Annotated in this window: 24 protein-coding genes, 6 tRNA genes and 1 other RNA gene; 17 read left to right on the top strand and 14 right to left on the bottom strand. The window is 58.2% G+C overall.

Annotation, left to right across the window (positions count from 1 at the left end):
- Nucleotides 1–181 precede the first annotated feature (181 nt).
- Genes J1C59_RS05735 through J1C59_RS05725 form a run of 3 tightly spaced genes read right to left on the bottom strand, consistent with a single transcriptional unit; the run spans nucleotide 182 to nucleotide 2,243 of the window.
- On the bottom strand, nucleotides 182–988 hold the full coding sequence (locus J1C59_RS05735) for a hypothetical protein (RefSeq protein ID WP_128085437.1): 807 nt from the start codon (nucleotides 986–988) through the stop codon (nucleotides 182–184).
- Nucleotides 989–997: 9 nt separating this feature from the next.
- On the bottom strand, nucleotides 998–1,450 hold the full coding sequence (locus J1C59_RS05730; protein ID WP_128085436.1) for a universal stress protein: 453 nt from the start codon (nucleotides 1,448–1,450) through the stop codon (nucleotides 998–1,000).
- Nucleotides 1,451–1,457: 7 nt separating this feature from the next.
- A complete protein-coding gene (locus tag J1C59_RS05725) occupies nucleotides 1,458–2,243 on the bottom strand; it encodes an IclR family transcriptional regulator (RefSeq protein ID WP_140916977.1) in 786 nt (261 codons plus the stop codon).
- 149 nt (nucleotides 2,244–2,392) lie between these two features.
- Between J1C59_RS05725 and J1C59_RS05720 the strand changes: the two genes are divergently transcribed.
- The 3 genes from J1C59_RS05720 (at nucleotide 2,393) to ypdK (ending at nucleotide 5,293) form a co-directional block, all read left to right on the top strand.
- Nucleotides 2,393–3,985, top strand: coding sequence for an MFS transporter (locus J1C59_RS05720; RefSeq protein WP_128086520.1), 1,593 nt, complete (start codon nucleotides 2,393–2,395; stop codon nucleotides 3,983–3,985).
- Between the two features lie 2 nt (nucleotides 3,986–3,987).
- Nucleotides 3,988–5,016, top strand: coding sequence for an HlyD family secretion protein (locus J1C59_RS05715; RefSeq protein WP_128086521.1), 1,029 nt, complete (start codon nucleotides 3,988–3,990; stop codon nucleotides 5,014–5,016).
- Between the two features lie 202 nt (nucleotides 5,017–5,218).
- Nucleotides 5,219–5,293: a membrane protein YpdK gene (ypdK, locus tag J1C59_RS05710; protein WP_099257831.1), complete on the top strand. Its 75-nt coding sequence runs from the start codon at nucleotides 5,219–5,221 to the stop codon at nucleotides 5,291–5,293.
- Between the two features lie 51 nt (nucleotides 5,294–5,344).
- Here the strand turns inward: ypdK and alaC are convergent, their stop codons facing one another.
- Together alaC and J1C59_RS05700 are read right to left on the bottom strand one after the other, a co-directional pair.
- Complete coding sequence (gene alaC, locus J1C59_RS05705; RefSeq protein ID WP_128086522.1) at nucleotides 5,345–6,577, bottom strand: alanine transaminase; 1,233 nt, start codon at nucleotides 6,575–6,577, stop codon at nucleotides 5,345–5,347.
- 117 nt (nucleotides 6,578–6,694) lie between these two features.
- The gene (locus tag J1C59_RS05700) at nucleotides 6,695–7,219 is read right to left on the bottom strand and encodes a GNAT family N-acetyltransferase (RefSeq protein ID WP_128086523.1); all 525 of its coding nucleotides are present in this window, start codon (nucleotides 7,217–7,219) and stop codon (nucleotides 6,695–6,697) included.
- A 282-nt stretch (nucleotides 7,220–7,501) separates the two neighbouring features.
- Between J1C59_RS05700 and J1C59_RS05695 the strand changes: the two genes are divergently transcribed.
- Together J1C59_RS05695 and J1C59_RS05690 are read left to right on the top strand one after the other, a co-directional pair.
- A complete protein-coding gene (locus J1C59_RS05695; RefSeq protein WP_128086526.1) occupies nucleotides 7,502–9,172 on the top strand; it encodes a sensor histidine kinase in 1,671 nt (556 codons plus the stop codon).
- A complete protein-coding gene (locus tag J1C59_RS05690; protein ID WP_128086524.1) occupies nucleotides 9,169–9,897 on the top strand; it encodes a LytR/AlgR family response regulator transcription factor in 729 nt (242 codons plus the stop codon). The genes J1C59_RS05695 and J1C59_RS05690 overlap by 4 nt, the downstream gene beginning before the upstream one ends.
- Nucleotides 9,898–9,998: 101 nt before the next feature.
- Here J1C59_RS05690 and glk read toward each other — a convergent pair whose 3' ends face one another.
- Complete coding sequence (gene glk / locus J1C59_RS05685) at nucleotides 9,999–10,964, bottom strand: glucokinase (protein ID WP_128086525.1); 966 nt, start codon at nucleotides 10,962–10,964, stop codon at nucleotides 9,999–10,001.
- A 160-nt stretch (nucleotides 10,965–11,124) separates the two neighbouring features.
- The gene (gene ipdC, locus J1C59_RS05680) at nucleotides 11,125–12,777 is read right to left on the bottom strand and encodes an indolepyruvate decarboxylase (RefSeq protein ID WP_140916978.1); all 1,653 of its coding nucleotides are present in this window, start codon (nucleotides 12,775–12,777) and stop codon (nucleotides 11,125–11,127) included.
- 219 nt (nucleotides 12,778–12,996) lie between these two features.
- Between ipdC and mgrA the strand changes: the two genes are divergently transcribed.
- Both mgrA and J1C59_RS05670 read left to right on the top strand, forming a co-directional pair.
- On the top strand, nucleotides 12,997–13,986 hold the full coding sequence (gene mgrA, locus J1C59_RS05675; RefSeq protein ID WP_128086541.1) for an L-glyceraldehyde 3-phosphate reductase: 990 nt from the start codon (nucleotides 12,997–12,999) through the stop codon (nucleotides 13,984–13,986).
- Nucleotides 13,987–14,157: 171 nt separating this feature from the next.
- Nucleotides 14,158–14,571 (top strand): DUF2502 domain-containing protein, encoded by a 414-nt coding sequence (locus J1C59_RS05670; RefSeq protein WP_140916979.1) that lies wholly within the window; start codon nucleotides 14,158–14,160, stop codon nucleotides 14,569–14,571.
- A 45-nt stretch (nucleotides 14,572–14,616) separates the two neighbouring features.
- Here the strand turns inward: J1C59_RS05670 and J1C59_RS05665 are convergent, their stop codons facing one another.
- Nucleotides 14,617–15,858, bottom strand: a complete 1,242-nt coding sequence (locus tag J1C59_RS05665; RefSeq protein ID WP_140916980.1) for an Nramp family divalent metal transporter — start codon at nucleotides 15,856–15,858, stop codon at nucleotides 14,617–14,619.
- Nucleotides 15,859–16,226: 368 nt separating this feature from the next.
- On the opposite strand from J1C59_RS05665, the gene J1C59_RS05660 reads away from it, so the two are divergent.
- The gene (locus J1C59_RS05660; protein WP_128086542.1) at nucleotides 16,227–17,417 is read left to right on the top strand and encodes a NupC/NupG family nucleoside CNT transporter; all 1,191 of its coding nucleotides are present in this window, start codon (nucleotides 16,227–16,229) and stop codon (nucleotides 17,415–17,417) included.
- Between the two features lie 274 nt (nucleotides 17,418–17,691).
- Here J1C59_RS05660 and J1C59_RS05655 read toward each other — a convergent pair.
- Both J1C59_RS05655 and J1C59_RS05650 read right to left on the bottom strand, forming a co-directional pair.
- Nucleotides 17,692–17,767: transfer RNA gene (locus J1C59_RS05655), tRNA-Ala, on the bottom strand.
- A gap of 44 nt (nucleotides 17,768–17,811) precedes the next feature.
- A tRNA-Ala gene (locus J1C59_RS05650) sits at nucleotides 17,812–17,887 on the bottom strand.
- A gap of 358 nt (nucleotides 17,888–18,245) precedes the next feature.
- Here J1C59_RS05650 and J1C59_RS05645 point away from each other — a divergent pair.
- The gene (locus J1C59_RS05645; protein WP_128086543.1) at nucleotides 18,246–19,034 is read left to right on the top strand and encodes a formate/nitrite transporter family protein; all 789 of its coding nucleotides are present in this window, start codon (nucleotides 18,246–18,248) and stop codon (nucleotides 19,032–19,034) included.
- Between the two features lie 112 nt (nucleotides 19,035–19,146).
- Entirely contained in the window at nucleotides 19,147–19,500 is a 354-nt protein-coding gene (locus J1C59_RS05640; RefSeq protein ID WP_128086544.1) for a YfeC-like transcriptional regulator, read from the top strand.
- Nucleotides 19,501–19,535: 35 nt separating this feature from the next.
- On the opposite strand, the gene gltX is transcribed toward J1C59_RS05640, so the two are convergent.
- Entirely contained in the window at nucleotides 19,536–20,951 is a 1,416-nt protein-coding gene (gene gltX / locus J1C59_RS05635) for a glutamate--tRNA ligase (RefSeq protein ID WP_128086545.1), read from the bottom strand.
- A gap of 271 nt (nucleotides 20,952–21,222) precedes the next feature.
- Between gltX and J1C59_RS05630 the strand changes: the two genes are divergently transcribed.
- The 6 genes from J1C59_RS05630 to J1C59_RS05605 all read left to right on the top strand — a co-directional run bounded on the left by J1C59_RS05630 (nucleotide 21,223) and on the right by J1C59_RS05605 (nucleotide 22,453).
- A tRNA-Val gene (locus tag J1C59_RS05630) sits at nucleotides 21,223–21,298 on the top strand.
- A gap of 40 nt (nucleotides 21,299–21,338) precedes the next feature.
- A tRNA-Val gene (locus J1C59_RS05625) sits at nucleotides 21,339–21,414 on the top strand.
- A gap of 36 nt (nucleotides 21,415–21,450) precedes the next feature.
- Nucleotides 21,451–21,526: transfer RNA gene (locus J1C59_RS05620), tRNA-Val, on the top strand.
- Nucleotides 21,527–21,530: 4 nt separating this feature from the next.
- A tRNA-Lys gene (locus J1C59_RS05615) sits at nucleotides 21,531–21,606 on the top strand.
- Nucleotides 21,607–21,649: 43 nt separating this feature from the next.
- Nucleotides 21,650–21,781, top strand: a non-coding RNA gene (locus J1C59_RS05610) — RtT sRNA.
- Between the two features lie 330 nt (nucleotides 21,782–22,111).
- Nucleotides 22,112–22,453 carry a FlxA-like family protein gene (locus J1C59_RS05605; protein WP_128085989.1) on the top strand — a complete coding sequence of 114 codons (342 nt, stop codon included), beginning with the start codon at nucleotides 22,112–22,114 and terminating at the stop codon, nucleotides 22,451–22,453.
- A gap of 2 nt (nucleotides 22,454–22,455) precedes the next feature.
- Here J1C59_RS05605 and J1C59_RS05600 read toward each other — a convergent pair whose 3' ends face one another.
- A complete protein-coding gene (locus tag J1C59_RS05600; protein ID WP_128085988.1) occupies nucleotides 22,456–23,376 on the bottom strand; it encodes a LysR family transcriptional regulator in 921 nt (306 codons plus the stop codon).
- A gap of 95 nt (nucleotides 23,377–23,471) precedes the next feature.
- Between J1C59_RS05600 and J1C59_RS05595 the strand changes: the two genes are divergently transcribed.
- Nucleotides 23,472–24,482 carry a bile acid:sodium symporter family protein gene (locus tag J1C59_RS05595; RefSeq protein WP_128085987.1) on the top strand — a complete coding sequence of 337 codons (1,011 nt, stop codon included), beginning with the start codon at nucleotides 23,472–23,474 and terminating at the stop codon, nucleotides 24,480–24,482.
- 25 nt (nucleotides 24,483–24,507) lie between these two features.
- Here the strand turns inward: J1C59_RS05595 and J1C59_RS05590 are convergent, their stop codons facing one another.
- Together J1C59_RS05590 and ligA are read right to left on the bottom strand one after the other, a co-directional pair.
- Nucleotides 24,508–24,726: a DUF3820 family protein gene (locus J1C59_RS05590; protein ID WP_128085986.1), complete on the bottom strand. Its 219-nt coding sequence runs from the start codon at nucleotides 24,724–24,726 to the stop codon at nucleotides 24,508–24,510.
- Nucleotide 24,727: 1 nt separating this feature from the next.
- Nucleotides 24,728–26,746 (bottom strand): NAD-dependent DNA ligase LigA, encoded by a 2,019-nt coding sequence (gene ligA / locus J1C59_RS05585; RefSeq protein ID WP_128085985.1) that lies wholly within the window; start codon nucleotides 26,744–26,746, stop codon nucleotides 24,728–24,730.
- Between the last annotated feature and the right edge of the window lie 17 nt (nucleotides 26,747–26,763).

Here is a 26,763-nt window from a genome sequence, read left to right as displayed (position 1 = left end):
AAGCTTTTACCGATTAATTCAATATGATTAAATGGCTGTTACTATCGTGCCAGACATGACAGGATAAATTCAGACGTAACGAAACCTGCACCACACCAGGAAATGCCAATAATAAGAGTCTGCCTCTCTCTCTTCCCTGCCCGCGCTTAGCGGGCTTTTTTTCGCCCGCTGTTCCCGCCCGTTACTGGCCAGTCAGGGCAATCATTCTACGTAACAGGTTGGCGGCGCGCTTGTCAGGTAATGCCAGAATCGCACTGTAGAGATCGATTGACATGGCACACAGCGAGGAGCGATCTACGGCCGTGTCAGCCGGCATATTCAGCTGCTGCAGCCTGTCGCCCCACTTCCGGTAGAGCTGGCCTACGATCTGTTGCAGATCGTCCTGTGCCTGGGTCTTATCCAGAGGCTGTTCAGGCGGCGGGCTGTTCAGCAGCAGCTGCTCCATCGCTTCCGCCTCCTTGCGGTTCAGCGCCGGTGACAGCGTGTTCTGCAGATTGATGCCTCCGCTCACCTGTGGATAGAGATAACGGAAGCAGAGGCCCGGATCGATCTGGTTCAGCGCCTGCATCTCTTCGACCGAGACGCTGATGTAGTGGACGACAGCCGCATCCGTGCCGCGCATCAGCCGCTGATTGATCACCTCAATCAGCCAGCCCCGCAGTTCGCCCGTTGCCTTCTCCGCCGGTTCTCCGGCGCGGATACGTCGCGTCAGCTCCTGGGTCAGCAGCAGCCAGAGCGCCGGTTCCTGCGTCTGCAGCACCCGGAAGCCGGGCATCTTAGTCAGCTGACTGACCGCCTGCTCCCGCTGAGCGGCCTGCCGCTGTTGCGGCGCAACCCAGCTGAACCAGAGCAGGTTCGCCACGATCAGCGGCAGCAGGAAGATGAGCAGCCCCTGCCAGAGACGCAGCCGGGTGGTTTTGATCAGCACAATGACAATCAGCGCCAGCAGCGCAAACGCCGCCAGCGTTATAACAGGCAGTAAATTCATGCTGCGGAGTTAATCCTTACGCACGTCAATCAGCACGGGACAGTTAGCGCGTTCGATAACCGATGCACTGACCGAGCCTTTTAACAGCCGGTTGAACGAAGAGAGATGGCGCCGGCCCATGATGATCATACTGGCCTTGAGCTGTTGCGACTGGGCGACGATGGTATCGGCCGCCTCGCCCGCCAGAATCATGCCTCGCGCATCGATACCCGCGCGCAGCAGCGGTGCCAGCGCATGGCGTACCGTCATCTCGGCCGTATTCTGCTCATCCTGCGCCGCCACAAAATCGGCCGGGTCTTCACCCGCGTCGATCTCCATCGGCTGATTGCAGGAGGAGTAGGCAGGATCGACACAGCAGAGCACCACCACCCCGGCGCGATGCGCCAGCGCTTCTTCAATCGTTAACGCAACCACTTTTTCCGCGACCGGAGAGTGGTCGATGGCCATCAGCAGGGTTTTCATCAGGGGCTTATCCTTCAATCGCGGCGACTTTGCCGATTTCACGCACCAGCGCCTCTTTGCACTTCAGCATCTCGTCGCGGAAACGCGCTTCGTGACGCAGAAAACGGGCAGAGGGCACCAGCAAAGAGACAGAAAAGCGACCAAACAGCGTATCGAGCGCAAACGCCATGGTCGAGATACCTTCCAGCGTTTCTCCGCGATCCACGGCGATGCCGGTTTCGCGCACCTCCCGGATCAACGCCAGCAGCTGCGGCAGCGTTTTCACCGTCATATCGGTTAACTCCTGCCAGGCGTCGCCAACGATCGTCCGCACATCCTTTTCGCACTCCAGCGCCAGCAGTGCCCGGCCTCCGGAAGTGCTGTAGAGCGGCAGATTGAGGCCCATATGGGGCACCACCCGCAGCTCACGCGACGCCACCACATGATGAATAATCGCCAGCTGGCTGCCGCTGGCTCGCGCCAGGGAGACGGTTTCATTGGTGTCAGAGGAGAGTTTTTCCAGCAGCGGGCTGACCAGATCAACCACATCGGTATGGACGCTGGAGATCAGTTTCAGCAGCGCCGGTCCCAGACGCAGGCCGCCCGCGCCGGTGCTGCGCACCAGTTCTGCGCTGTCGAGCGCGGCGACAATACGCTGAACCGTTGAGCGGGGCAGCGCGACCGCCTGCGCGATCTCGCCCAGGCTCATGCCGCCCGGCTGTTCGCCCAGGGCATTAAGAATTTTTGCCGCGCGGGCAATGACCTGAATACCGCCCGATTTTTCATCCTCGCGGCTGGAGGGTTGATGTGCCATAGCGTCGTCCTGTTTGAGCTGCCTTACTGTAGCGCGAATGGCGCACGTTTTACACCCTGTACCGCATTGCAATACAGCATACCGGGATGTAATATTACGCCCTGTATCACATCGCAGTACACTGCATCACAATAACGAGATCGCCTGCAATGACTACCCAGCCTGCGCCTGCGCCGGCCCCCCACCCTTTTACACTGCGACTGGCCCTGGGCCTGGTCGGTGTACTGATTGCCGCGCTGACCTCCGGGCTGAACGATCGCGTCAGTGATATCGCGCTGGCCGATATCCGTGCCGCAATCGGCATCGGTTACGATCAGGGTAGCTGGATTATTTCCGGTTATCAGGCCGCCGAAGTGGCTGCGATGATGATTGCGCCCTGGTTCGCCGTCACCCTGTCGCTGCGGCGTTTTACGCTCGGCGTCTCGGCGGGCTTTATGCTGACCGGATTCCTGCTGCCGCTGGTGTCGGACCCCACGCTGTTTATCAGCCTGCGCGTCCTGCAGGGGCTGTTTGGCGGCGCTCTGCCGCCGATGCTGATGACCGTCGCCCTGCGCTTTCTGCCGCCGCCGTTTAAACTGTTTGGTCTGGCGGGCTATGCCCTCACCGCCACGTTCGGCCCCAACATGGCGGCTTCGCTGGCGTCGCTGTGGACCGATCATGTCAGCTGGATGATGGTGTTCTGGCAGGTCGTGCCCGGCATGCTGATTGCGATGCTGCTGATTGGCTGGGGACTGCCTCAGGATCCACTGCGGCCGGAACGCTTTCAGCAGATCGACCTGTTTGGCATGGTCACCGGCTGCAGCAGCGTGGCGCTGCTGGTTCTGGTGCTGACGCAGGGCGAACGCCTCGACTGGCTGAATTCGCCGCTGATTACCGGCATGCTGCTGACCGCGCTGCCGCTGCTGCTGGTGTTCCTGATCAATGAGTGGTTTCACCCGCTGCCGCTGTTCAGACTGCAGATGCTCCGGCGACCCAATCTGGCGCACGGCCTGCTGGGGCTGGCCTGCGTGCTGATTCTGGGGCTCTCCGGCTCCGCGCTGCCGTCGGTCTATTTGGCGCAGGTCAGCGGTTTCCGCCCGCTTGAGTTTGCTCCGCTGGCGCTGACGGTCGGCCTGCCGCAGTTGATCATCGCCCCGCTGATTGCCGCCCTGCTCAATATCCGCTGGATTGACTGCCGCTGGGTGCTGACGGCGGGCGTCGGCCTGCTGGTGATCGCCTGCCTGCTCGGCACACAGATCACCAGTGACTGGGCGCGACAGAATTTCTGGCTGTTGCAGATTCTGCAGGCGTTCGGCCAGCCGATGATCATTCTGCCGATACTGATGAGCGCCACCAGCGTGGTCGCGCCGCCTGAAGGCCCCTTTGCTTCGGCGATGTTTAATACCGTGCGCGGTTTTTCCAGCATCGCCGCCTCCACGCTGGTTGAGGTCTTTCTCTCCCACCGTGAGCAGTTTCACTCCAGCGTCCTGATCAACCAGGCGGCCGACCGCAGCTGGCTGATGACCGCACCGGTGGCCGGTCAGGCCAGCCGCAGCCTGCCGCTGCTGCCGGATGGCAGCGCCAGCGAAAATCTCAGCGGCTTTGCCACTCTGGTCAGACACCAGGCCACGGTGCTCGGCCTGAGCGACAGCTTTCTGATGCTGACCGGCTTCGCCGCCTGCCTGTTGGTGCTGACCGCCCTCCTGCCAACGCGGGTCTGGCCGCCGCAGACTTTGATTCAACCCCCTCTCCGGAATAAATGAATATGCGTGCTTTCGAAATGAGAAGAACCCTGCTGCTGAGCCTGATGCTGCTGGTGTTACTGGCCCTGGCCTTTGTGGTCTGGTCACTGATGAGCGGCAACGATCATCGAACCAACGACGCTTACGTCAACGCCGACTACACGCTGGTTGCGCCCAGGGTATCAGGGTATGTCAGCCGCGTTGAGGTGCAGGATAACCAGCCGGTCAGGGCGGGCCAGCTGCTGGCGACGCTGGACGATCGCGATTACCGGGTGGCGCTGGAGAGTGCAGAAGCCGATCTGCAGGTGAGTCAGGCGAAGCTGCTGAGCAGCCAGGCGCAGCTGGAACAGCAGCAGTCGGTTATCAATCAGCAGAAAGCCAGCGTGGCGGCGAGCCAGGCGTCCGCGCAGTATGCCGGACAGAGCGCCGATCGCTATAACCGTCTCTATAAGAGCGGCACGGTGGCCGCCGACGATCAGCAGAAAGCCAGCTCAAACCAGCGTTCCGCCCTGGCGGCCGTGCATCAGAGTCAGGCGGCGCTGGCGTCGGCCGTGAAACAGGTGGGCGTGCTCCAGGCTGCGGTGCGTTCCGCTGAGGCGGATGTCGCGGCAGCGCAGGCCAGCGTCGATCAGGCCAGGCTGAATCTCTCCTATACCCGGATCACCGCGCCGGTAGATGGGATGGTGGGTCAGCGCGCGGTGCGCACCGGCGCCTATGTTTCAGCCGGCACCCGTCTGCTGGCGGTTGTGCCGCTGCAGCAGACCTACATTACGGCGAACTATCTTGAAACTCAGCTCAGCGACGTGCGTCCGGGCCAGCGGGTCAGCGTGCGGGTGGATGCCCTGCCGGGCCTGACTTTTACCGGCCATGTGGACAGCATCGCTCCGGCGACGGGAGCGACTTTTTCTGCCATCGCGCCCGATAACGCCACAGGCAACTACACTAAAGTCGTTCAGCGTCTGCCGGTGAAAATTGTGCTGGATAGCGACCAACCGCATCTGGCCCAGTTACGTGTCGGCATGTCGGCGATTCCCGAAATTGACGTGAAATAAAATTGTGAGCAATATCTCAGAACGGACCTATTTCATTTGGCCGGGATTCCGCGTAAATTAGCGCTCGATCCTGTTCTGAGTTATTCAGATCAACCCGGAAGCGAGCCAGCCAGACAGTGTAATGGTGACCTCGATTCCCTGTCTGTTCGCGTTGCACTGGTCTGGGATCGCCATCATCGTAACCGCTCAGAGGAGTTGCTTTGTGAAATATGCCTTGATGGGAATATCATTTTTCGCGTTACTTTGGTTCGGAACCTTCGTTCTGCTGCTGAAGTAATGGCGCGACAGTGCCGCTACGGGGCGACCTCTGAGTCGCCCCTGCGGGCCGTTACTCCGCTTCGTCCGTTTTCAGACTGCCTGGCAGGACACCGTCGGCACGAAACATCGCCTTAATCCCCCGCACCGCCTGACGAATACGATCGCTGTTTTCGATCAGCGCAAATCGCACGTGTGTATCGCCATAGTCGCCAAAGCCAATGCCGGGTGAAACGCAGACTTTCGCCTCCTGCAGCAGATGTTTGGCAAACTCCAGCGATCCCAGATGTGCATAGTGGTCGGGAATTCTGGCCCAGACGTACATGGACGCTTTCGGGTTATCCACCCTCCAGCCCGCCTCATGCAGGCCTTTCACCAGCACATCACGCCGCCGTTTATACTGCTCTGCGATATCGCGCACGCACTGCTGATCCCCCTCCAGCGCCGCAATCGCCGCCACCTGCAGCGGCGTGAAGGTGCCGTAGTCGTGATAACTTTTGATCCGCGCCAGCGCGGCGACCAGCTCCTTGTTGCCAACCATGAAGCCGATGCGCCAGCCCGCCATGTTGTAGCTTTTTGACAGCGTGAAGAACTCGACGGCGACGTCGCGTGCGCCTGGCACCTGCATAATCGACGGCGCTTTCCAGCCATCGTAGACGATATCGGCGTAGGCCAGATCGTGGATCACCAGCACGTTATATTGTTTCGCCAGCGCAATGACCCGTTCGAAAAAGTCCAGCTCCACGCACTGCGCCGTGGGGTTAGAGGGGAAGCCCAGGATCATCATTTTTGGCTTGGGATAGCTCTCGCGAATGGCGCGTTCCAGCTCGTTAAAGAAGTCGACGCCCGCCACCAGCGGCACCGAGCGCACCTGCGCCCCGGCGATCACCGCACCGTAGATATGAATCGGATAGCTGGGATTCGGTACCAGCACGGTATCCCCGTGATCCAGCGTGGCCAGCATCAGGTGCGCCAGCCCCTCTTTGGAGCCAATCGTGACAATCGCCTCTGATTCAGGGTCAATCTCTACCTGGTAGCGTTCGGCGTACCAGCGCGATATCGCCCGGCGCAGGCGCGGAATGCCGCGTGAGGTGGAGTAGCCGTGCGTGTCGTCACGCTGTGCGACCTGGCATAACTTTTCGACGATGTGCGGCGGTGTCGCCCCATCCGGGTTACCCATCGAAAAATCGATAATATCTTCGCCGCGCCGGCGCGCAGCCATCTTCAGTTCAGCGGTGATGTTGAAAACGTAAGGGGGTAAACGTTCAATACGCGAGAAACGACGGGGTGTGCTGTTATCAGCCATGAGGACCTCTGGATTACGTAAGCGCCCGGACCGTCCGAGCGACGCGGGTCACGGTGGTGACCCGTTACGAACATAACGTGCTGAGGATCATTTTGTCGAGCGTGGCGGAAAATATTTTTATTGTTGCGGATTCAGCCGTCCCAGCAGCCAATCGTTCACCCAGCCGCCGTTCAGCAGATAATTATCCCGTAGCGTTCCCTCAAGCCGGAAGCCGTTTTTCTCCAGAATACGGCGCGAAGCCCAGTTCCCCTCGATGACCATCGCCCTGAGCTTGTGGAAATCCGCGTCGAACAAAAACTGGCACAGCGCGGCCAGCGCCTCACTGCCATACCCCTGGCCGCAGTGGCGATGCAGCAGCATGTAGCCGACCTCCGCCTGGCGATGCGGCACCCATTCGGGGCTGCAGCCAAACAGGCCAATCGGCTCGTCGTTGTCGCGACGACGCGCCACCAGGCAGAGCATATGAAAACTGCCTGGCTGCCAGGGGGCCAGACGTTCGGTGAAACGCTGCCGGATATCGGCCTCGTCCGGGATCTCGCTGACCCAGGTCATGGTGTCGCGATCTTCATGCACGGCGCGGAACAGTTGCCAGTCTTCCGGCTGCAGTTTACTCAGGGTGAGTCTGGGGGTGACAAGTTGCATGTACGGCTCCCGATGGACGCGATTTTCCAGCGGTCGCTGAAGTGCGTTATCGCGCAACCGCAACATAGCAAAACGCGATCTCAGCGACCAGTCCCGGGCATGAAAAACCGTTCCCCTTATACTGACTCAACTTTTCCCCTTTTTGTGCAGAGGGCGCCAAAATTGATCTGGAACACTCTCTCGCGGCATGAGTCATCTGGACGCTAGCGGTTCCCGATCACATTTTTTATCATAGAGAGACTTTCCATTGCCGACGAGTCGCCCGTGTCCTCCCACTTTACGATGTTACTGGCAGTGTTTGATCGCGCCGCCCTGATGCTGATCTGCCTGTTCTTTCTGACGCGCACCCGCCCGTTTCGTCAGCTCCTGCAGAAAGATGAGCATACCCGTGCAGAGAAGATCGCGGTGACCGCCATCTTTTCGCTGTTCGCGCTGTTCAGTACCTGGTCGGGGGTGAATGTCGACGGCTCGCTGCTGAATGTGCGGGTGATCGCGGTGATGGCGGGCGGCATCCTGTTTGGTCCCTGGGTCGGCATCGCGACCGGCATCATTGCCGGCGTTCACCGTTTTCTGATCGACATTCACGGCGTCACTTCTGTGCCCTGCCTGATCACCAGCGTCATTGCCGGGATCGTGGCGGGCGGCATTAACCGCCGGGTGTTAAAAGAGCATCGCTGGCGCGCCGGTATCTTCGGCGGCATGCTGTGCGAAGCCCTGACGATGGTGCTGATCGTGCTGTGGGCGCGCCCCACCTCACTCGGGCTGGCGATCGTGTCGGAGATCGCCCTGCCGATGATCCTCGGTGCCTCCAGCATCGGCATTATCGTGCTGCTGGTGCAGAGCGTGGAGGGCGAAAAAGAGGCGATCGCCGCCCGTCAGGCTAAGCTGGCGCTGGAGATCGCCAACAAAACCCTGCCGCTGTTCCGGCAGGTCAACAGCGACTCGCTGCGCAACGTCTGTGACATTATCCGGCGGGAGATCAAGGCCGATGCCGTCGCGATGACCGATAAAAAGCAGATTCTGGCCTATGTCGGCTATGGCGAGCACAACTACCAGCACGGGGATGATGGCATCAGCCCCACCACCGCGCAGTCGATCGCCAGCGGAAAAATCATTATCAAAAACAACGATGAAGCGCACCGCACCAAAGATATCCATTCGATGATCGTGATCCCGCTCTGGGAGAAAGGCAAGGTGACCGGCACGCTGAAAATCTACTATCGCCGCGCTCACCGGATCACCGGTTCGCTGAAGGAGATGGCGATCGGCCTGTCGCAAATCATCTCCACCCAGCTTGAGGTGTCCCGCGCGGAGCAGCTGCGCGAAATGGCCAATAAAGCGGAACTGCGCGCGCTGCAAAGCAAAATAAATCCCCATTTTCTGTTTAACGCACTGAATGCGATCTCCTCCTCCATCCGGCTTAATCCCGATACCGCCCGCCAGCTGGTGATTAACCTGTCGCGCTATCTGCGTTACAACCTGGAGCTGAATGACGACGAGCTGATCGACATCCGCAAGGAGCTCTGGCAGGTCAAAGATTACATCGCCATCGAGCAGGCACGGTTTGGTGACAAGCTGACGATGATCTATGACGTCGATGAGGATCTGCATTTTCTGCTGCCGAGCCTGCTGATCCAGCCGCTGGTGGAGAACGCCATCGTGCATGGCATCCAGCCCTGCAAGGGTAAGGGCGTGGTGACGCTGAGCGTGCGGGATCTGGGCGATCGGGTGCGGATCGCGGTGCGGGATACCGGCCAGGGCATCAGCGATGATGTGATGGCGCGGGTGGCGCGCAACGAGATGCCCGGCAATAAAATCGGCCTGCTCAACGTACACCATCGGGTTAAGCTACTGTCGGGCCAGGGATTACAGATCGTGCGGCATCAGCCAGGCACCGAGATAGCCTTCACACTCAGCAAGAACGGCCAGCGCCTGGCGGAGAATCTGTTATGAAAGCCATCATTGTGGAAGATGAATTTCTGGCGCAGCAGGAGCTGAGCTGGATGATCCAGCATCACAGCAAAATTGAGATTGAGGCCTGCTTCGACGATGGCCTCGACGTGCTGAAGTATCTGCAGCAGCATCGGGTTGATGTGATTTTCCTCGACATCAATATCCCCTCACTGGATGGCATGCTGCTGGCGAAGCATATTCATCAGTTTGCGCATAAACCGCTGATTGTGTTTATTACCGCATGGAAAGAGCATGCCGTAGAGGCGTTCGAGCTGGAGGCGTTTGATTACATCCTCAAGCCCTATCAGGAGTCGCGGATCGTTACCATGCTGAACAAGCTGGAGGCCACGGCCCAGACGCAGCAGGCGGTTAATCCGCTTCATGCCGCCTCCGCGCCGCAGACGGTGAACCTGATCAAGGATGAGCGGATTATCGTCACAGACGTGAATGATATCTACTACGTGGAAGCGCATGAGAAGCTGACGTTTGTCTATACCCGCCGCGAATCTTACGTGATGTCGATGAACATCACCGAGTTCTGCTCGCGCCTGCCGGAGCAGCAGTTTTTCCGCTGCCACCGCTCCTACTGCGTCAGCCTCAGCAAAATTCGCGAAATCGAGCCGTGGTTTAACAATACCTATCTGCTGAAGCTGCGCGATCTGGAGTTTCAGGTGCCCGTCAGCCGCAGTAAGGTGAAGCAGTTCAGACAGCTGATGCGTCTGTAGGCAACCTGCTCAGGCCGAGAAGAGAAATATAAGGATGCTGAGTTTCCGGTCCGGCGTCGGCAGACTTTGCGGACCGGAAACTCAGGCGGGATAAGGCAGAATCAGAGGATGCGACCCAGCGTCTGGCGCAGATGCGCGCCCGCGCCCAGCAGACCAGGCTGATCGTGCGTGATCATGTAGACCGGGATGCTGGCCACATAGTCACGGAAGCGCCCTTTATCTTCAAAGGCGGCGCGGAAGCCGGAAGCCTTAAAGAACTCCAGGAAGCGAGGCACAATGCCGCCCGCGATATAGACGCCGCCAAAGGTGCCGAGATTCAGCGCCAGATTGCCACCGAAACGCCCCATGATGACGCAGAACATCGACAGGGCACGACGGCAGTCGATGCAGCTGTCATCCAGCGCACGCTGGCTCACGTCTTTCGGCTTCAGGTTTTCCGGCACGCGATTATCGACCTTCACAATCGCCCGGTAGAGGTTAACCAGACCCGCGCCTGACAGCACGCGTTCGGCTGAAACATGGCCCAGCTCTTCGCGCAGCACTTCCAGAATCTGATCTTCTTCTTCACTGTTCGCCGCGAGATCGACATGGCCGCCCTCGCCCGGCAGACTCACCCAGCGCTTGTCGACGTGCACCAGATGGCTGACGCCCAGTCCGGTTCCGGCACCGTAAATCGCAATAGGTTTATCTTTAACCGGCTCGGTGCCGCCAAACTGAATCACGTTATCGGCGGTCAGCATCGGAATCGCCATGGATACCGCAGTGAAGTCGTTAATGATTTCCAGGTGTTCAAAACCGATGTTCTCTTTGAGCTTGCGCGTGGAAAACGCCCAGTCATGGTTGGTCATTTCAACCCAGTCATCGGTAATCGGGCAGGCAATGGCAATACAGCCATCTTTAACATCCTGCTGTTGTTCATCAAGATAGTGGCGGATGACGGCTTCGAGGCTGTCATATTCTGATGTTGAGAATGTTTTGGCCTGGGTGATGCTGCCGCTTTCCACCTCACAAAGGGCGAGGCGCGCGTTAGTACCGCCGACATCGCCGACCAAGGCATAGGTTGTCATTCTTCTGTTGCTCCGCTTGGGGTCTTAAGAGTTGGAGGACACTATAAATTTCTGCCCATAAAACAACAACGCTCACCGGTGCGATTGGTGAGCGTCTTACTCAGGTGCGCTACAGCCTAACCGCGATAGGCCACCCTGCACAGCGGCAACTATCTGAATCTTAGCCGCCGTTGCGTTGATTCAGGCAGGCGGTGACTTTTCGAAGCAGGGGCGGCAGATCTGCTTTCTGCATGATCACTTCAACCAGCGACAGCGTCTGAGGTTCAGCCAGCCGCGCCATCACCTCATCCAGCTGCACCGTTTCACTGATGCGCCAGCTCTGCGCCTGCTTCTGCAGGCTAAAGGCGTGCGGCAGGGCCGTCCAGTTCCACTGCGCGATATCATTGTAGCGCTGCGTGGCGCCATGAATCGCGCGTTCGACAGTATACCCTTCATTGTTCAGTAAAAAGAGTATCAGCGGTTGCCGATCGCGCAGCATCGACCCCAGTTCCTGGATAGTCAGCTGCGCCGAACCGTCGCCGATAATCAGGATCACCCGGCGATCGGGTTGGGCGGTCTGTGCGCCAAACGCTGCCGGAAGAGTATAGCCGATTGAGCCCCACAATGGCTGGACCAGCAGTTCCGCCTGCGAAGGCAGTCTCAGCGCCGCAGCGCCAAAGGCGGCGGTGCCCTGATCGGCCACGATCAGATCGCCCGGCTGCAGGAAGCGCTGCATCGCCTGCCAGAAGGCGTGCTGGCTGATCACGGCCGCCGGTTCAGCCGACGGCCATTCAGACAGCGCGGCGGCGGGCTGCCACTGCGCGCCATAGCGCTCAAACAGCGGCTGCAGTTCAGCGAGCGCGTCGGCCATCGACAGCGGCGCAAACTCTTCGCCCGCCACCGTGGCGCTGAACGGCTGCAGATCGATCAGTCGTGCCGCATCAAACTGCTGCGTAAAGCCTGCCGTCAGGGTGTCGGTAAAGCGCACCCCGACGCAGATCGCCACATCCACCTGCTCTATCTGCTCACGAACCTGGCCAGCACTCGCCTCCCCGGCATAGGTGCCGACAAAACCGGGCTGCTGTTCATCCACCACGCCCTTGCCCATCAGCAGCGAGGCACAGGGAATGGCGCGCCCTCTGCGCAGCGCGGCCAGGGCGGACTGCTGCTGCCAGCGCAGCGCCAGAAAGTCGGCCAGCAGGGAAACCCGCGCGGCCGGAGCCAGCAGACGTTCCGCCGCTTCGCGGAACGCATGACGAACCGCCGCCGATGCGGGCTGCGTGGTCTGCAACGGCTGCGTCGGCGGAGCAACTTCATGGGCCGCAACATCGACGGCGATCGAAAGATAGCCGGGGCGGCGGGCCTGCAGCGCACTGACGATCACCCGGTCTATTTCGGCCGTGGCGTTATCGGTGGTGAGCTGTGCCGTGGCCGCACTTACCTCCCCGGCCATGCGAATGAAATGCTGAAAATCGCCGTCGCCCAGCGAATGATGCACACAGTCACCCTGACGCTGCGCCTGAGTCGCCGGTGCGCCCACGATATGGATCACTGGCAGATACTCTGCATAACTGCCCGCGATGCCGTTAATCGCACTGAGCTCGCCGACGCCGAAGGTGGTCAGCAGCGCCCCTGCGCCGTTGCAGCGGGCATAGCCATCCGCCGCGTAAGCGGCATTCAGCTCGTTGGCACAGCCCACCCAGCTGATGAGTGGATGCGCGATAACCCGATCGAGAAATTGCAGGTTATAGTCGCCCGGCACGCCAAACAGATGCCTGATACCGATCTCCTGCAGACGGGTCAGCAGGTAATCTCCAACAGTGAACGTGGACATTGCGCATTCCTTTCAGGGAAGAGTTGGGTTAAGTATCTGACAGACGATTAAATTAGCGAGGCGAACGGCGCTTTTTGCCAGCCACAATGCCTGGAAAGCGGGCGTTACGCTGGCGGAATATTCTGTAAAAACGCGATCTGTAGCGCGCTGTCACTGAGTGTAACCGTATACACTGAGAGCGTTCTGGCACATTTTCTCGTTTTTAACCTGGAGCGCTGAATGTCCTCTTTTCCCAATCCCGACCGCTATCACCAGATGGAATATCGTCGCAGCGGTCGCAGCGGTATTAAACTGCCCGCCGTTTCGCTGGGGCTCTGGCATAACTTTGGTGACGCAACCCGGGTCGATAACAGCCGTGCCCTGCTGCGTCATGCCTTTGACCAGGGGATTACGCACTTCGACTTAGCCAATAACTACGGCCCGCCACCGGGTTCCGCCGAGGAGAACTTTGGCCGGATCCTGCGGGAAGATTTTCGTGCTCACCGTGATGAGCTGATTATCTCCACCAAAGCGGGCTATACCATGTGGCAGGGGCCGTATGGCGACTGGGGCTCGCGCAAATATCTCGTCGCCAGTCTGGATCAGAGCCTGAAGCGCATGGGGCTGGAGTATGTCGATATTTTCTATCATCACCGTCCCGATCCCGACACGCCGCTGGAAGAGACAATGCGCGCGCTGGACCATGTTGTGCGTCAGGGCAAAGCGCTCTATGTGGCCCTGTCTAACTATCCGGCGGATCGGGCTGCGCAGGCGATCGCGATCCTGCGCGACCTCGGCACGCCCTGCCTGATTCACCAGCCGCGCTATTCGATGTTTGAGCGCACGCCCGAACAGGGATTGCTTCAGACGCTGGGTGAGGCGGGCGTCGGCTGTATCGCCTTCTCGCCGCTGGCGGGCGGCGTGCTCACCGATCGCTATCTGCAGGGCATCCCGGAAGATTCACGCGCGGCCAGCGGCAGCAAATTCCTGAATGAGAGTCAGCTGACTGAAGAGAAGATGGAGAAGGTGCGTAAGCTGAACCTGATCGCGCAGCAGCGCGGACAGAAGCTGGCGCAGATGGCGCTGGCGTGGGTGCTGCGCGATGAGCGTGTCACCTCGGTGCTGATTGGTGCCAGTAAAACGGCGCAGATCGATGACGCGGTGGCGATGCTCACCCGCCGTCAGTTCAGCGACAGCGAGCTGGCGGCGATTGACGCGGCCCTGCTGTAACGCGTTTCCCGCCCGGCGCAGGCCGGGCATTTTCCCGCCAGAATAGTCTCAATCCCCCGCGTCTCCCCAATTTCCTCACAATTTTCCGACACAATAGTGCGGTAACGACAGCAATCCGCAGGCATAATCACTGCGCCGCAACAGCATCAGACTGTTGATGAGGAGAATATAATGAAAAGAGCTCTTATTTTTGCTGCCCTGGTCGCGGTGTTGTCGCCGCTGGCACATCACACAGCCCAGGCCACCAGCGCCTCTATTACTCTGGCCCCCGGCGTCACCCTGAATCTTGGCGATCGCGATCGCCGGGGTTACTACTGGGATGGGGGACGCTGGCGTGAACCACGCTGGTGGAATGACCGCTACACCTACAACGAACGCCGCTGGTGGCGTCATGAAGAGTGGCGCCGTCGCCAGCAGTGGGAGCGTGAGCGACGCTGGCACGAGCGCGACCGTGAACGCCGCTGGGAACATCAGCATCGCCGCGATCGTGACTGGGATCGTCATGACCGTCGCGGCCCCGGCCCGCACGGTTTTGGGCCTCACGGCCCCGGCGGTCCTGGCCCACACGGCCACGATCGTCACTGACAAAAACGCCCGGCAACACCGGGCGTTTTTTCTTTTGCGGACTCCTTACAGCCCCAGCGCCTCACCCACCAGCAGGTAGAGGTTCAGGGCGATCACCAGCACGACGATCAGTCGTCCGGTGTTCTGCATCAGGCGGGAGTTAACCATATCGTCCCCCATCAGCTCGCGGTTGCCGGTAAAGGCGAGCAGCGGGATCAGCGCCAGCGCAATCCCGAAGCTCAGCAGCACCTGACTCATCACCAGCACCCGGGTCGGATCCCAGCCTGCCCAGATCACAATAAAGGAGGGCAGCATGGTGACGGTACGCCGGACCCAGAGCGGGATATGGAAGCGGATAAAGCCCTGCATCACCACCTGGCCCGCCAGGGTGCCCACCACCGTGGAGGAGAGGCCCGCGGCGACAAGGCTGAGACCAAATACCGTCGCCGCCGCCTGACCCAGCAGCGGCTGCAGCGTCAGGTAGGCCTGGTCAAGTTCAGCGATTTTGCTGTGGCCACTGAAGTGAAAGGCCGCCGCCGCAGTCGCCATCATCGCCAGATTGACGAAGCCGGCGATGGTCATCGCGATAGCCACATCCAGCTTGGTGGAGGAGTATCGCTGCCCTTTGCTCTCCTCGCTCTTGCCCTGCGTCAGCGCGGAGTGCAGATAGATCACATGCGGCATAATGGTCGCGCCCAGCACCCCCGCCGCCAGCAGGACGGCATCGGAGGTCGGCAGGGCAGGCACGGCCATGCCGGCGACCAGCTCCCGGACATCAGGCTGGGAGAAGAAGAGTTCGACGATATAGGCTGCCGCCACAAACAGCAGCAGGCCGCCAATCACCAGCTCCAGCGGCTTCTGCCCACGGCTCTGCAGCATCAGGATCAGAAAGGTGGCGATCCCGGTCAGCACCGCGCCCTGCATCAGTGAGATGCCGAGCAGCAGTTTGAACCCCAGCGCGGCCCCGATAAACTCCGCCAGGTCTGTCGCCATCGCGATGATCTCCGCCTGCACCCAGTAGAACCAGACGGCAGGACGCGGAAAGCGGTCGCGGATGTGTTCGGCGAGGTTTTTACCGGTGGCGATACCCAGCTTGGCAGACATCAGCTGAATAAGCATCGCCATGATGTTGGCCCAGACCACCACCCACAGCAGCTTATAGCCATAGGCCGCGCCCGCCTGAATGTTGGTCGCAAAGTTGCCCGGATCGATATAGCCGATAGCGGCAATAAAGGCGGGGCCCAGCAGTGCGAGTTTGACTTTTCTGACTCCGCGAGCGGCACGCTCGGCGGTACGACTCTCAAACATATCCGGTACCCTGTCGACGATTAGCCTGCCCCGGCAGCTTAGGGGTTAGCCTGTGCAAGTGAAATTCGTTTATTGTTATCGGTGTAATAGATGCTGCTATAAAGTATAGCCATTGCTATACCTTACAGTAAAGGACGTGATTGCTAAAAATGTGAGCAATGGTGTCACTCTACGCCCGGTGTAAAATATAGACAATCATTATGTGGATATTTGAGGTGAATGATTTGTAAACGAGACGTGATCTCCGGAACTTTTCTGGAAAATATAGCGATAGCGAATACTTATATTGTGGTTCAGATCTCGTTTTTAAGTAACGCGTTACATAGAATACGCAGCAAAATACAATCCTCCTCAAATTTGGAGCAATCATGTCCCATATTTTGCAGTTTCTTCTCGCACTGGTGGTGGTCGGGATACTCTCCCTGCTGGTCAGTCACGATCGTAAATGCATTCGCGTTCGCTACATTATACAGCTTCTGGTGATTGAGATTGTGCTCGCCTGGTTCTTCCTGAACTCCGAAGCGGGACTGGGCTTCGTCAAAGGTTTCGCCGGCTTCTTCGACCATCTGCTGAAGTATGCCGCACAGGGAACCAACTTTGTCTTCGGTAACATGAGCGACAAAGGTCTGGCCTTCTTTTTCCTGAACGTACTCTGCCCTATCGTCTTTATCTCTGCCCTGATCGGTATTCTGCAGCATTTCCGTATCCTGCCGTGGGTTATCCGCGCCATCGGTACGGTGCTGTCGAAAGTGAATGGCATGGGAAAACTGGAATCTTTCAACGCCGTGAGTTCGCTGATACTGGGACAGTCAGAAAACTTCATCGCCTATAAAGATATCCTGGGCAAGATGTCACAGCGCCGCATGTACACCATGGCCGCAACCGCGATGTCGACCGTTTCGATGTCTATCGTCGGTGCCTACATGACCATGCTGCAGCCGAAGTATGTGGTCGCCGCGCTGGTACTCAACATGTTCAGTACCTTTATCGTGCTGTCGCTGATCAACCCTTACCGCGTCGAGAACGAAGAAGATCTGCAGCTGCAGGATCTGCACAAAGGTCAGAGCTTCTTTGAGATGCTGGGTGAATATATCCTGGCCGGTTTCCGCGTTGCGATTATCGTAGCCGCGATGCTGATCGGTTTTATCGCGCTGATCTCCGGTCTGAATGCGCTGTTTGACCTGATCTTCGGCATCAGCTTCCAGGGCGTGCTCGGCTTTGTCTTCTATCCGTTTGCCTGGATGATGGGCGTGCCGTCTGGCGAAGCGTTGCAGGTCGGCAGTATTATGGCGACCAAGCTGGTCTCGAATGAGTTTGTGGCCATGATGGATCTGCAGAAAATCGCCGGTCAGTTGTCGCCGACCTCAGAAGGGATTCTGTCCGTGTTCCTGGTGTCGTTCGCTAACTTCTCGTCTATCGGGATTGTGGCCGGTGCGATCAAAGGCCTGAACGAAGAACAGGGCAACGTGGTCTCCCGCTTTGGTCTGAAGCTGCTCTACGGCTCAACCCTGGTCAGCGTGCTCTCTGCCGCTATCGCCGGTCTGGTTCTGGCCTTCTAAGCACGCTTCCAGCGATAAAAGGGCGAGCCGGTCTCGCCCTTCTCTTCCGTTCTCTTCTCTGCCCGCCTGAATCCCCTTCTGCCCTCTCTCGCCTGCACTTCACGCCCGCGTCTTACCGCCATGCCACAGACAGCACAACGCCCTGTCAGATACGACAGTAAAGGATTGAAGACGACAAATAGCCTGCAGCAGAGTACGCGACAGCGATTGAGATTCACGCGAAACGGTGAGTGATGACTGATAAGCAGAACGTTGACAGCAACGTGTCAGAAAATGGTGGAGATAAGCGGGATCGAACCGCTGACCTCTTGCATGCCATGCAAGCGCTCTCCCAGCTGAGCTATACCCCCACATCTGGAATCGTTTTTCAGTGCCAAACTTTTGGGAAGAAGTTTGGTGGAGCTAAGCGGGATCGAACCGCTGACCTCCTGCATGCCATGCAGGCGCTCTCCCAGCTGAGCTATAGCCCCGAACCGAAAAACTATCGCGTTAAGCGACGGACGGCATAATATGAAACCGCCCCCTGGGTGTCAACGGCAAAATCACATTCTGTGTCCGATCGCTGAAAAAGACGGCAACCTGCCAGATTTCAGTAGCATGCCGCAGGGGAAAATCGTGCCACTTCAACAGATAGCGGGCCTGAACTGTTATTCAGACTGCCCTCAGGTTAATTCCCGGTTAAATATGTTATAGGAATTTTCTTGTCTTCGGCTTTTTCGCATGCAAAACTTAGCCCGCTAATTTAGTGGCAGCCGGGATCCTCTCCCGCGTGCCGCGCGTCCACCAGGCGTTAACGTCCCCTTAATCATAAAAAATTACTGAGATACTATGTCGCTGCATACACCTAAAGAAATCGCGCAACTGGCGATCCAGTCAGGCGTGGCTAAAAGCCGTTCGCCTGTCAGCACCCTTCTGATTCTTGGCTTTATGGCGGGCGCATTTATTGCGACCGGCTTCCTGCTGGATCTGCATGTGATTAACTCCCTGCCTGCCGAATGGGGCTCATTTGGCGGCCTGTTAGGCGCGGCGGTGTTCCCGGTGGGGATCATCATGACCGTGCTGGCCGGCGGTGAACTGCTGACCGGCAACATGATGACCTTACCGGTCGCCTGGTTCGCCCGTCGCATCCGTTTTACGAGCGTGGCGCGTAACTGGTTCTGGGTCACCCTGGCTAACTTCGTCGGCAGCGTAGCCGTGGCCTGGTTCTTTGGTCACATGCTGGGCATGACCGAAGGTGACTACCTGAAGAAAACCGTGGCAATTGCCTCTGCCAAGGTCCATGCCGATTTCCTGCACGCCTTTATTTCCGGTATCGGCTGTAACTGGCTGGTCTGCCTGGCGGTGTGGCTGGCCTTTGCCAGTAAAGATATGGTCGGCAAGATCTTCGGTATGTGGTTCCCGGTTATGGCGTTCGTCGCGATCGGCTTCCAGCACGTCGTTGCCAACATGTTTATCATCCCTGCCGCCATTTTTGCCGGCCAGATGAGCTGGGCAGAATACCTGCCTAACTTTGTTGCCGTCTTCCTGGGTAATGCCGTGGGTGGTGCCGTCTTCGTTGGTCTGGCCTACTTCCTGGCCTTCCGTCCTGCCGCTGAACCTGTCAGCAATCCGCAGTAATGCCTCTGTTGCCTTTTGTCCGGTGACAAAAGGCAATTTCATCCTCAGTTACTTTCTCCCGTTACGTTTTGCTGTAATATGTACCGCTAATGTATTTAACAGGGACAGCATCGTGAAAAAGGAATGGCTTACCCCCGAAGAGCTGGCTGCAGAAACGGGTTACAGTCGGCAAACGGTCAATAAATGGATTAAGCGTGAGAACTGGACAACCACGCCGAAGCCCGGTGTACAGGGCGGTAAAGCGCGGCTGATCCATATTGATGAACGTGTAAAAAGTTTTATTCAGTCAACCCGCAATCTCAACGAACCCGCCGCGACCTATGGTGCCGTCACCAATTCGTTACCTGCGTTATTGATAAGTTCTGTCCAGCAAATGAGTCAGGATGAGCAGGATCAGTTCACCGCATTAATCTTACGTGAAGGGATTAAAGGCGTGTTACAGCGACTGGGGATTGGTGAAGAATAAAGAAACCGGAAGCGTGATGCTTCCGGCTGTACAAATTAAGCCTGCGCTTCCCGCTCACTGATAAACGCCAGCGCCTGTTCGATACGGGCCACGCTGCGGGTGCGACCGATCGCCTCGACGGTGACATCCAGAGCAGGTGACTGACCGGCACCGGTCACCGCAACACGCAGTGGCATGCCGACTTTGCCCATCCCGACTTCCAGCTCATCTGCCGTGCTCTGAATCGCCTGATGAACGTTCTCTGCCGTCCACGTCGTAATGGCAGCCAGCTTATCACGTACCACTTCCAGCGGCTGACGCGCCACCGGGCGAAGATGTTTCTTCGCTGCATCGGCGTCAAACTCAGCAAAGTCCTCATAGAAGTAGCGGCAGGACTCCGCCATCTCTTTCAGCGTCTTGCAGCGCTCGCCCAGCAGGCTTACCAGCTTAGCCAGTTCCGGGCCGGTGCGGGTATCGATATTCTGCTGCTCGATATGCCATTGCAGATGGGTGGCCACATATTCCGGCGGCAGCGCATTAATATAGTGGTGGTTCAGCCACTGCAGTTTTTCGGTGTTGAACGCACTGGCGGATTTGCTGACGGCATCCAGGGTAAACAGCTCTGCCATTTCGGCGACGCTGAAGATCTCCTGATCGCCATGTGACCAGCCTAGACGCACCAGGTAGTTGAGCAGCGCTTCTGGCAGATAGCCATCATCACGATACTGCATCACCCCGACCGCACCATGACGTTTAGAGAGTTTTTTGCCGTCATCGCCCAGAATCATTGAAACGTGGGCATAAACCGGAACCTGCGCACCAATCGCTTTCAGGATGTTGATCTGACGTGGCGTGTTGTTGATATGGTCTTCACCGCGAATAACGTGGGTGATGCCCATATCCCAGTCATCGACCACGACACAGAAGTTGTAGGTTGGCGAACCATCGGTGCGGCGGATAATCAGGTCATCCAGCTCCTGGTTGCTGAACTCAATCGGGCCACGGATCTGATCGTCGAAGATCACCGACCCTTCCTGCGGATTGCGGAAGCGCACGACGCACGGTTCATCATCGGCATGATGTTCGTGACTGTCACGGCAGCGGCCGTCATAACGCGGCTTTTCATTATTCGCCATCTGCTCTTCACGCAGCGCGTCCAGACGCTCCCTGGAGCAGTAACATTTATAGGCAGTACCCGCTTCCAGCATTTCGTCGATGACCGCGTTATAGCGATCGAAACGTTTAGTCTGGTAGTAAGGGCCTTCATTCCAGTCGAGACTCAGCCAGTTCATGCCATCCATGATGGCTTCGATGGCTTCCGGCGTGGAGCGTTCCAGGTCGGTGTCTTCGATGCGCAGTACGAACTCACCCTGGTTATGACGGGCAAAGAGCCAGGAGTAAAGTGCGGTACGAGCGCCACCGACATGCAGATAGCCCGTCGGGCTGGGCGCGAAGCGTGTTTTGATTTTCATTGAATAGTGCCTTAGATGCGCGGGTTCTCTGTCTGGATGACAAAAAACAGGTTAGACGCGAAAAACAGTGGGCACATTCTAGCATCTGATGGTGAATCCTCAATGCGTGCCCGCCAGTTGGCCGCCGGGAAAAGGGGCTTTTCTGCCAGTAAAACCAGCATATTGGCTAAAAGCGCGACAGGATGTTTAAAAATAAACCGAACGCACATTTATGTTTTAAAAAGCGTTGACTCAAAATCAACTATCCCTATAATGCGACTCCACACAGCGGGGGTGATTAGCTCAGTTGGTAGAGCATCTCCCTTACAAGGAGGGGGTCGGCGGTTCGAGCCCGTCATCACCCACCACTCTTAACAGGGTGCCCGCAGTGAACAGGTATGAAGATATGGGTGATTAGCTCAGTTGGTAGAGCATCTCCCTTACAAGGAGGGGGTCGGCGGTTCGAGCCCGTCATCACCCACCATATCTTATCTGTTAAAGCAGTACTGAAGTACGAAGTGGGTGATTAGCTCAGTTGGTAGAGCATCTCCCTTACAAGGAGGGGGTCGGCGGTTCGAGCCCGTCATCACCCACCACTTCGGGTCGTTAGCTCAGTTGGTAGAGCAGTTGACTTTTAATCAATTGGTCGCAGGTTCGAATCCTGCACGACCCACCAATTCAGAAGAAAGCGCCTTTATGGCGCTTTTTTCGTTTCTGACGCACAGTGATAACCGTGCAGGATGAGAACCTGCAGCAGGTCCGACTGAATCGCCTGCGATTCAGGCTGAGGCGAAAGCCTCACCCGCAGGGCGAGGCCCGGCGGGCCGATGGCCATCCTGCACGACCCACCCATTCAGAAGAAAGCGCCTTTATGGCGCTTTTTTCGTTTCTGACGCACAGCGATAACCGTGCAGGATGGGAGCAGCCCTTTTTTTGCCCTTCTCTTTCACGCCCGCGCGGCACCATCCTCCTGCCCTGCCAGCACCTGCTGATCCGCCTGAATCCTGCTATTGCCGGTCGCCGACGCTCAGGCTGAGTACCAGAGCAGAGCGACAAGCGTCGTCGCTACAGAGGCCAGCCGCTCTGGCCGGGCCCCTCTTTACGCCATCTTAACACCCTCACGACTCAAGTCGTTTCGCAGCGTGCCGATAACGTAGGTGACGACTTACAGGGAGAAAATGATGTCTTCAATTTCCGGAATTTTAAGCAGTGCCGTCAGTGGCGGTGACAGCGGCGGCGGCAGCATCGCCTCGCAAATCTCTGCGCTGAACAAACAGATTCAGAACGTCTTAGCCCAGGTTAAGGAGCTGGCCGACAACAAAGAGCTGACTGACGAACAGAAAGCGGAAATGCAGCAGATGTATCAGTCACAAATCACCATGATTCAGGCTCAGATTGCGCAGCTTGAGCAGTCGCAGGCCGAAAAGGATCAGCCGAAAAGTGACCCGATGACCGTCAGTGAAACCAAGGCGGACGGCATTAACCGGCCAACCGACAGCAATAAAGTCAACGTTTATATCTGACCCTAAAACGCCGGCCTGGCCGTGCGTTGTTGCGCCAGCAGCGCCGCCTGCTGGCGCACCTCCTGCCAGATCGCTTCGGCAGCGGGCGTCAGCGAACGGTTTTTCCGTTTTATCAGCGTCAGGCTGCGATTGATTTCCGGGTAGATCCGCCGCACCGTTAATGCGCGATCGGCCGGTAAGGGCAACGCCAGCGCGGGCAGAATACTGATGCCAATCCCCACTTCCACCATCGGGAACAGCGTCGCGGGATGGCCGATCTCCTGAACCACTTCGGCCCTGACATTCTGCTGCTGCATCGCCGCATCGATCAGTATCCGGCTACCGGAGGCGTAATCCTGCAGCACCATCGTCCGCCCTTCCAGCATCGGCCATTCCGCCCTCTCCACCGTCGCCAGCGGATCGTCTTCGCGGCATAGCAGCAGGAAAGGCTCATCCAGAATCGCGATGCTGTCGAAGTCGCTGTCGCTGAGCGGCCCGATCACGATCCCGAAATCCACCTCCGCATTACGCACGCTCTGCAGCACCCATTGCTGAGCGCGATCGTTGAGGATCACTTTGATATCGGGAAAATGATGCTGGCTGGCGGCCAGACACTGGGGCATCAGATGGGCCGAAATGGTCTGGCTCGCCGCGACTCTGACCGTGCCGCTGCGCTGCTCACCAAAACTGCGGATATCCAGCAGCGTGGTGTGGATCTCCTCCAGCAGCCGCTCCATGCGTGACGCCAGCTGCTTACCGGCTTCGGTCAGCATCACTTCGCGGGTGGTGCGATCCAGCAGACGGACGCCGGTTTCCGCCTCCAGCTCTTTGATACTGTGGCTCACCGCCGACTGGCTCAGACCGATCGCCTGCCCGGCCTGACTGAAACCGCCGTAATGCGCGACAGCGATAAAAGTGCGAAGCTGGCGAAGGGTGTAATTCATCGATTATGCTCATAGATTAATTTAATAAATCAATTTTATTTCTAAACACGTTTCGCGCACAATCGCCCTATTGAAAAATTTACCGGAATTTAACAATGGGATTTTTAAAGCTCGATCCGATGATGGTGAAACTCATCATCACCGTGTTGCTGGCCACCTTTTTGCCCGCAAAAGGGATTTATGTTGATATCTTCAGCTACCTCGCGACAGCCGCAATAGCCCTGCTGTTCTTTATGCATGGTGCCAAACTGTCACGTGAAAAGATCATCGCCGGCAGCAGTCACTGGCAGCTCCACCTCTGGATTATGTTCAGCACCTTCGTGCTTTTCCCGGCGCTGGGCCTGCTGCTGGTCTGGTGGCATCCGGTCAATGTTGGTCCGGAAATTTACACCGGCTTTATCTATCTCTGCATCCTCCCTGCCACGGTACAGTCCGCCATTGCGTTCACCTCCATGGCCGGGGGTAACGTTGCGGCCGCCGTCTGCAGCGCCTCGGCATCCAGTCTGCTGGGCGTCTTTATTTCGCCGTTACTGGTCAATCTGGTGATGGATATTCACAGCAGCGCGCCGAGCGATGGTCTGGAGCAGATCGGCAAGATCATGCTGCAACTGATGGTGCCGTTCGTGCTGGGTCACCTCTCACGTCGCTGGATTGGCGGCTGGATTGAGAAACACCGCAGCCTGATTGGTAAAACCGACCAGACCTCGATTCTGCTGGTGGTTTACTCCGCCTTCAGCGAAGCGGTAGTGAACGGTATCTGGCACCGCGTGGGGCTGACGACACTGATGTGGATCGTGGCGGGTTCTGTCCTGCTGCTGGCCGCCGTGCTGATTATCAATCTGCTGGCGTCGCGCCTGTTCCGCTTTAAACGCGCCGATGAGATCGTGGTGCTGTTTTGTGGCTCGAAGAAGAGCCTGGCGAATGGCGTGCCGATGGCGAACATCCTGTTCCCGGCCAGTACGGTGGGAATTATCGTGCTGCCACTGATGATCTTCCATCAGGTGCAGCTGATGGTCTGTTCGTTTATTGCCGGACGCTACAAGAAGAGCAACGAGAAGCATCAGGCGCTGCAGGTGAAAGGTTCGGTGATGGAATCACAGAAGTAACCGGGCCCGCCTGCGCGGGCACGATTTAGCTGCGGGTCTGGAGCGGTCTGACTAACCCCTCCAGGCCCTCTGTTTTGATAACCAGCGTCAGCTGCATCAGATCGCCCAGCTGACCGGATGGAAAATCGCCACTGCGGGCGAACCAGAGCAGATAAGGCTCCGGCAGGTCGATCAGCATCCGCCCCTTGTATTTGCCAAACGGCATCGGCGTGTTGGCTATCGCCACCAGCTGGTGCTCATCCATCTCAGGCTCCCAGCAGACGGATCATTTCGGCTTCATCAATCACCTCAATGCCCAGTTCCTGCGCTTTCGCCAGCTTTGACCCGGCCGCTTCACCGGCGATCAGCAGATCGGTCTTCTTCGAAACGCTGCCACTGACTTTAGCCCCCAGCGCGACCAGCTGCGCTTTGGCATCATCGCGGTTCATCTGCGACAGTGAGCCGGTCAGCACAATGGTTTTACCGGCGAACGGACTGTCGATCTCGTCGGCCTTCACCACCACTACCTGCGGCCAGTGTACGCCAATCTCTTCCGTCAGCTGACGGATAACCTCGCGGTTGCTCTCCTCTTCCATGAAGTTGCGTACGTGGGTAGCGACGACTTTGCCGACATCCTGCACCGCGATCAGCGCATCAAGATCGGCATCCATAACCTTCTGCAGCTCGCCAAAATGGTTGGCCAGATTCGCCGCGGTCGCTTCGCCCACTTCGCGGATCCCCAGCGCATAGAGGAAGCGCGCTAAGGTGGTTGATTTCGCTTTTTCCAGCGCGTCGACCACGTTCTGTGCCGATTTCGGCCCCATGCGATCCAGCCCGGTCAGCTTACCCGCCGTCAGCCGGAACAGATCGGCTGGCGTACTGACATACTCTTTCTCAACCAGCTGGTCGATAATCTTATCGCCCATGCCGTCCACATCCAGCGCCCGGCGCGAGACAAAGTGCTTCAGCGCCTCTTTACGCTGAGCGCCACAGATCAGGCCGCCGGTGCAGCGCGTAACCGATTCGCCTTCCACCCGCTCCACTTCCGAGCCGCAGACCGGACAATGCGCCGGGAACACCACTTCACGCGTCTCTTCGGGGCGCTCGGCGGTGACGACGTTGACCACCTGCGGGATCACATCTCCCGCGCGGCGAATCACGACCCGATCGCCGATGCGTAAGCCCAGACGTGCTATCTCATCCGCATTGTGCAGGGTGGCATTGCTGACGATTACGCCCGCTACCTGCACCGGCTCAAGACGCGCGACCGGCGTAATCGCCCCCGTGCGCCCTACCTGGAATTCGACATCCCGCACCCAGGTCAGCTGCTCCTGCGCCGGGAATTTAAAGGCGATTGCCCAGCGTGGAGCGCGCGCCACAAAGCCCAGCTGCTCCTGCAGCGCCTGCGAATCGACCTTGATCACCACGCCGTCGATGTCGAATCCCAGCGTCGGCCGCTGCTGCTCAATATCGCGGTAGAACGCCAGAGCCTCTTCCGCGTTATGCACCAGCTTAATGCGATCGCTGACCGGCAGGCCCCAGGCTTTGAACTGCTGCAGACGCCCCATATGGCTGGATGGCATTTCCCCGCCTTCGAGCAGGCCGAAACCGTAGCAGAAAAAGGTCAGCGGACGTCTGGCGGTGATGCGGGGATCCAGCTGACGCAGCGAACCGGCCGCTGCGTTACGTGGATTCGCAAAGACTTTGCCGTCGGTGCGGCGCGCTTCCTCGTTCAGTTTTTCAAAGCCGCGCTGCGTCATAAAGACTTCACCGCGCACTTCCAGCCGGGCCGGGATGTTGTCCCCTTTCAGCCGCAGCGGAATCGCGCGAATTGTACGGACGTTGGCGGTGATGTTCTCACCGGTGGTGCCGTCGCCGCGCGTGGCAGCACGAACCAGCAGGCCATTCTCATACATCAGGCTGACCGCCGCGCCATCGAGCTTGAGTTCACAGCAGTAGGTCAGGTCATCACTGCTTTTCAGCCGATCCTGCACGCGCTTGTTGAAGGCCATAAACGTGGCTTCATCAAAGGCGTTGTCCAGCGACAGCATCGGCACCTCATGCCGCACCTGTTCAAACACCGTCAGCGGTGCCGCCCCGACGCGCTGGGTGGGTGAGTCCGGGGTAATCAGCTCAGGATGATCCTCTTCCAGCTGGCGCAGTTCGCGCATCAGCCGATCATATTCAGCATCCGGCACTTCCGGCGCATCCATGACGTGATAGAGATATTCGTGATGGCGCAACGTGGTGCGCAGTTCGGTGATGTGATCCTGGACGGATTTCATAAAGCCCCATCAGATAA

Source organism: Pantoea deleyi (assembly GCF_022647325.1).
Lineage (GTDB): Bacteria > Pseudomonadota > Gammaproteobacteria > Enterobacterales > Enterobacteriaceae > Pantoea > Pantoea deleyi.
This window is presented reverse-complemented; position numbering and strand designations above follow the sequence as displayed.

Coding starts and splice junctions, on each gene's coding strand:
- J1C59_RS05735 (WP_128085437.1), bottom strand. CDS start 988: ATGAATTTACTGCCTGTTATAACGCTGGCGGCGTTTGCGCTGCTGGCG.
- J1C59_RS05730 (WP_128085436.1), bottom strand. CDS start 1,450: ATGAAAACCCTGCTGATGGCCATCGACCACTCTCCGGTCGCGGAAAAA.
- J1C59_RS05725 (WP_140916977.1), bottom strand. CDS start 2,243: ATGGCACATCAACCCTCCAGCCGCGAGGATGAAAAATCGGGCGGTATT.
- J1C59_RS05720 (WP_128086520.1), top strand. CDS start 2,393: ATGACTACCCAGCCTGCGCCTGCGCCGGCCCCCCACCCTTTTACACTG.
- J1C59_RS05715 (WP_128086521.1), top strand. CDS start 3,988: ATGCGTGCTTTCGAAATGAGAAGAACCCTGCTGCTGAGCCTGATGCTG.
- alaC (WP_128086522.1), bottom strand. CDS start 6,577: ATGGCTGATAACAGCACACCCCGTCGTTTCTCGCGTATTGAACGTTTA.
- J1C59_RS05700 (WP_128086523.1), bottom strand. CDS start 7,219: ATGCAACTTGTCACCCCCAGACTCACCCTGAGTAAACTGCAGCCGGAA.
- J1C59_RS05695 (WP_128086526.1), top strand. CDS start 7,502: ATGTTACTGGCAGTGTTTGATCGCGCCGCCCTGATGCTGATCTGCCTG.
- J1C59_RS05690 (WP_128086524.1), top strand. CDS start 9,169: ATGAAAGCCATCATTGTGGAAGATGAATTTCTGGCGCAGCAGGAGCTG.
- glk (WP_128086525.1), bottom strand. CDS start 10,964: ATGACAACCTATGCCTTGGTCGGCGATGTCGGCGGTACTAACGCGCGC.
- ipdC (WP_140916978.1), bottom strand. CDS start 12,777: ATGTCCACGTTCACTGTTGGAGATTACCTGCTGACCCGTCTGCAGGAG.
- mgrA (WP_128086541.1), top strand. CDS start 12,997: ATGTCCTCTTTTCCCAATCCCGACCGCTATCACCAGATGGAATATCGT.
- J1C59_RS05670 (WP_140916979.1), top strand. CDS start 14,158: ATGAAAAGAGCTCTTATTTTTGCTGCCCTGGTCGCGGTGTTGTCGCCG.
- J1C59_RS05665 (WP_140916980.1), bottom strand. CDS start 15,858: ATGTTTGAGAGTCGTACCGCCGAGCGTGCCGCTCGCGGAGTCAGAAAA.
- J1C59_RS05660 (WP_128086542.1), top strand. CDS start 16,227: ATGTCCCATATTTTGCAGTTTCTTCTCGCACTGGTGGTGGTCGGGATA.
- J1C59_RS05645 (WP_128086543.1), top strand. CDS start 18,246: ATGTCGCTGCATACACCTAAAGAAATCGCGCAACTGGCGATCCAGTCA.
- gltX (WP_128086545.1), bottom strand. CDS start 20,951: ATGAAAATCAAAACACGCTTCGCGCCCAGCCCGACGGGCTATCTGCAT.
- J1C59_RS05605 (WP_128085989.1), top strand. CDS start 22,112: ATGTCTTCAATTTCCGGAATTTTAAGCAGTGCCGTCAGTGGCGGTGAC.
- J1C59_RS05600 (WP_128085988.1), bottom strand. CDS start 23,376: ATGAATTACACCCTTCGCCAGCTTCGCACTTTTATCGCTGTCGCGCAT.
- J1C59_RS05595 (WP_128085987.1), top strand. CDS start 23,472: ATGGGATTTTTAAAGCTCGATCCGATGATGGTGAAACTCATCATCACC.
- J1C59_RS05590 (WP_128085986.1), bottom strand. CDS start 24,726: ATGGATGAGCACCAGCTGGTGGCGATAGCCAACACGCCGATGCCGTTT.
- ligA (WP_128085985.1), bottom strand. CDS start 26,746: ATGAAATCCGTCCAGGATCACATCACCGAACTGCGCACCACGTTGCGC.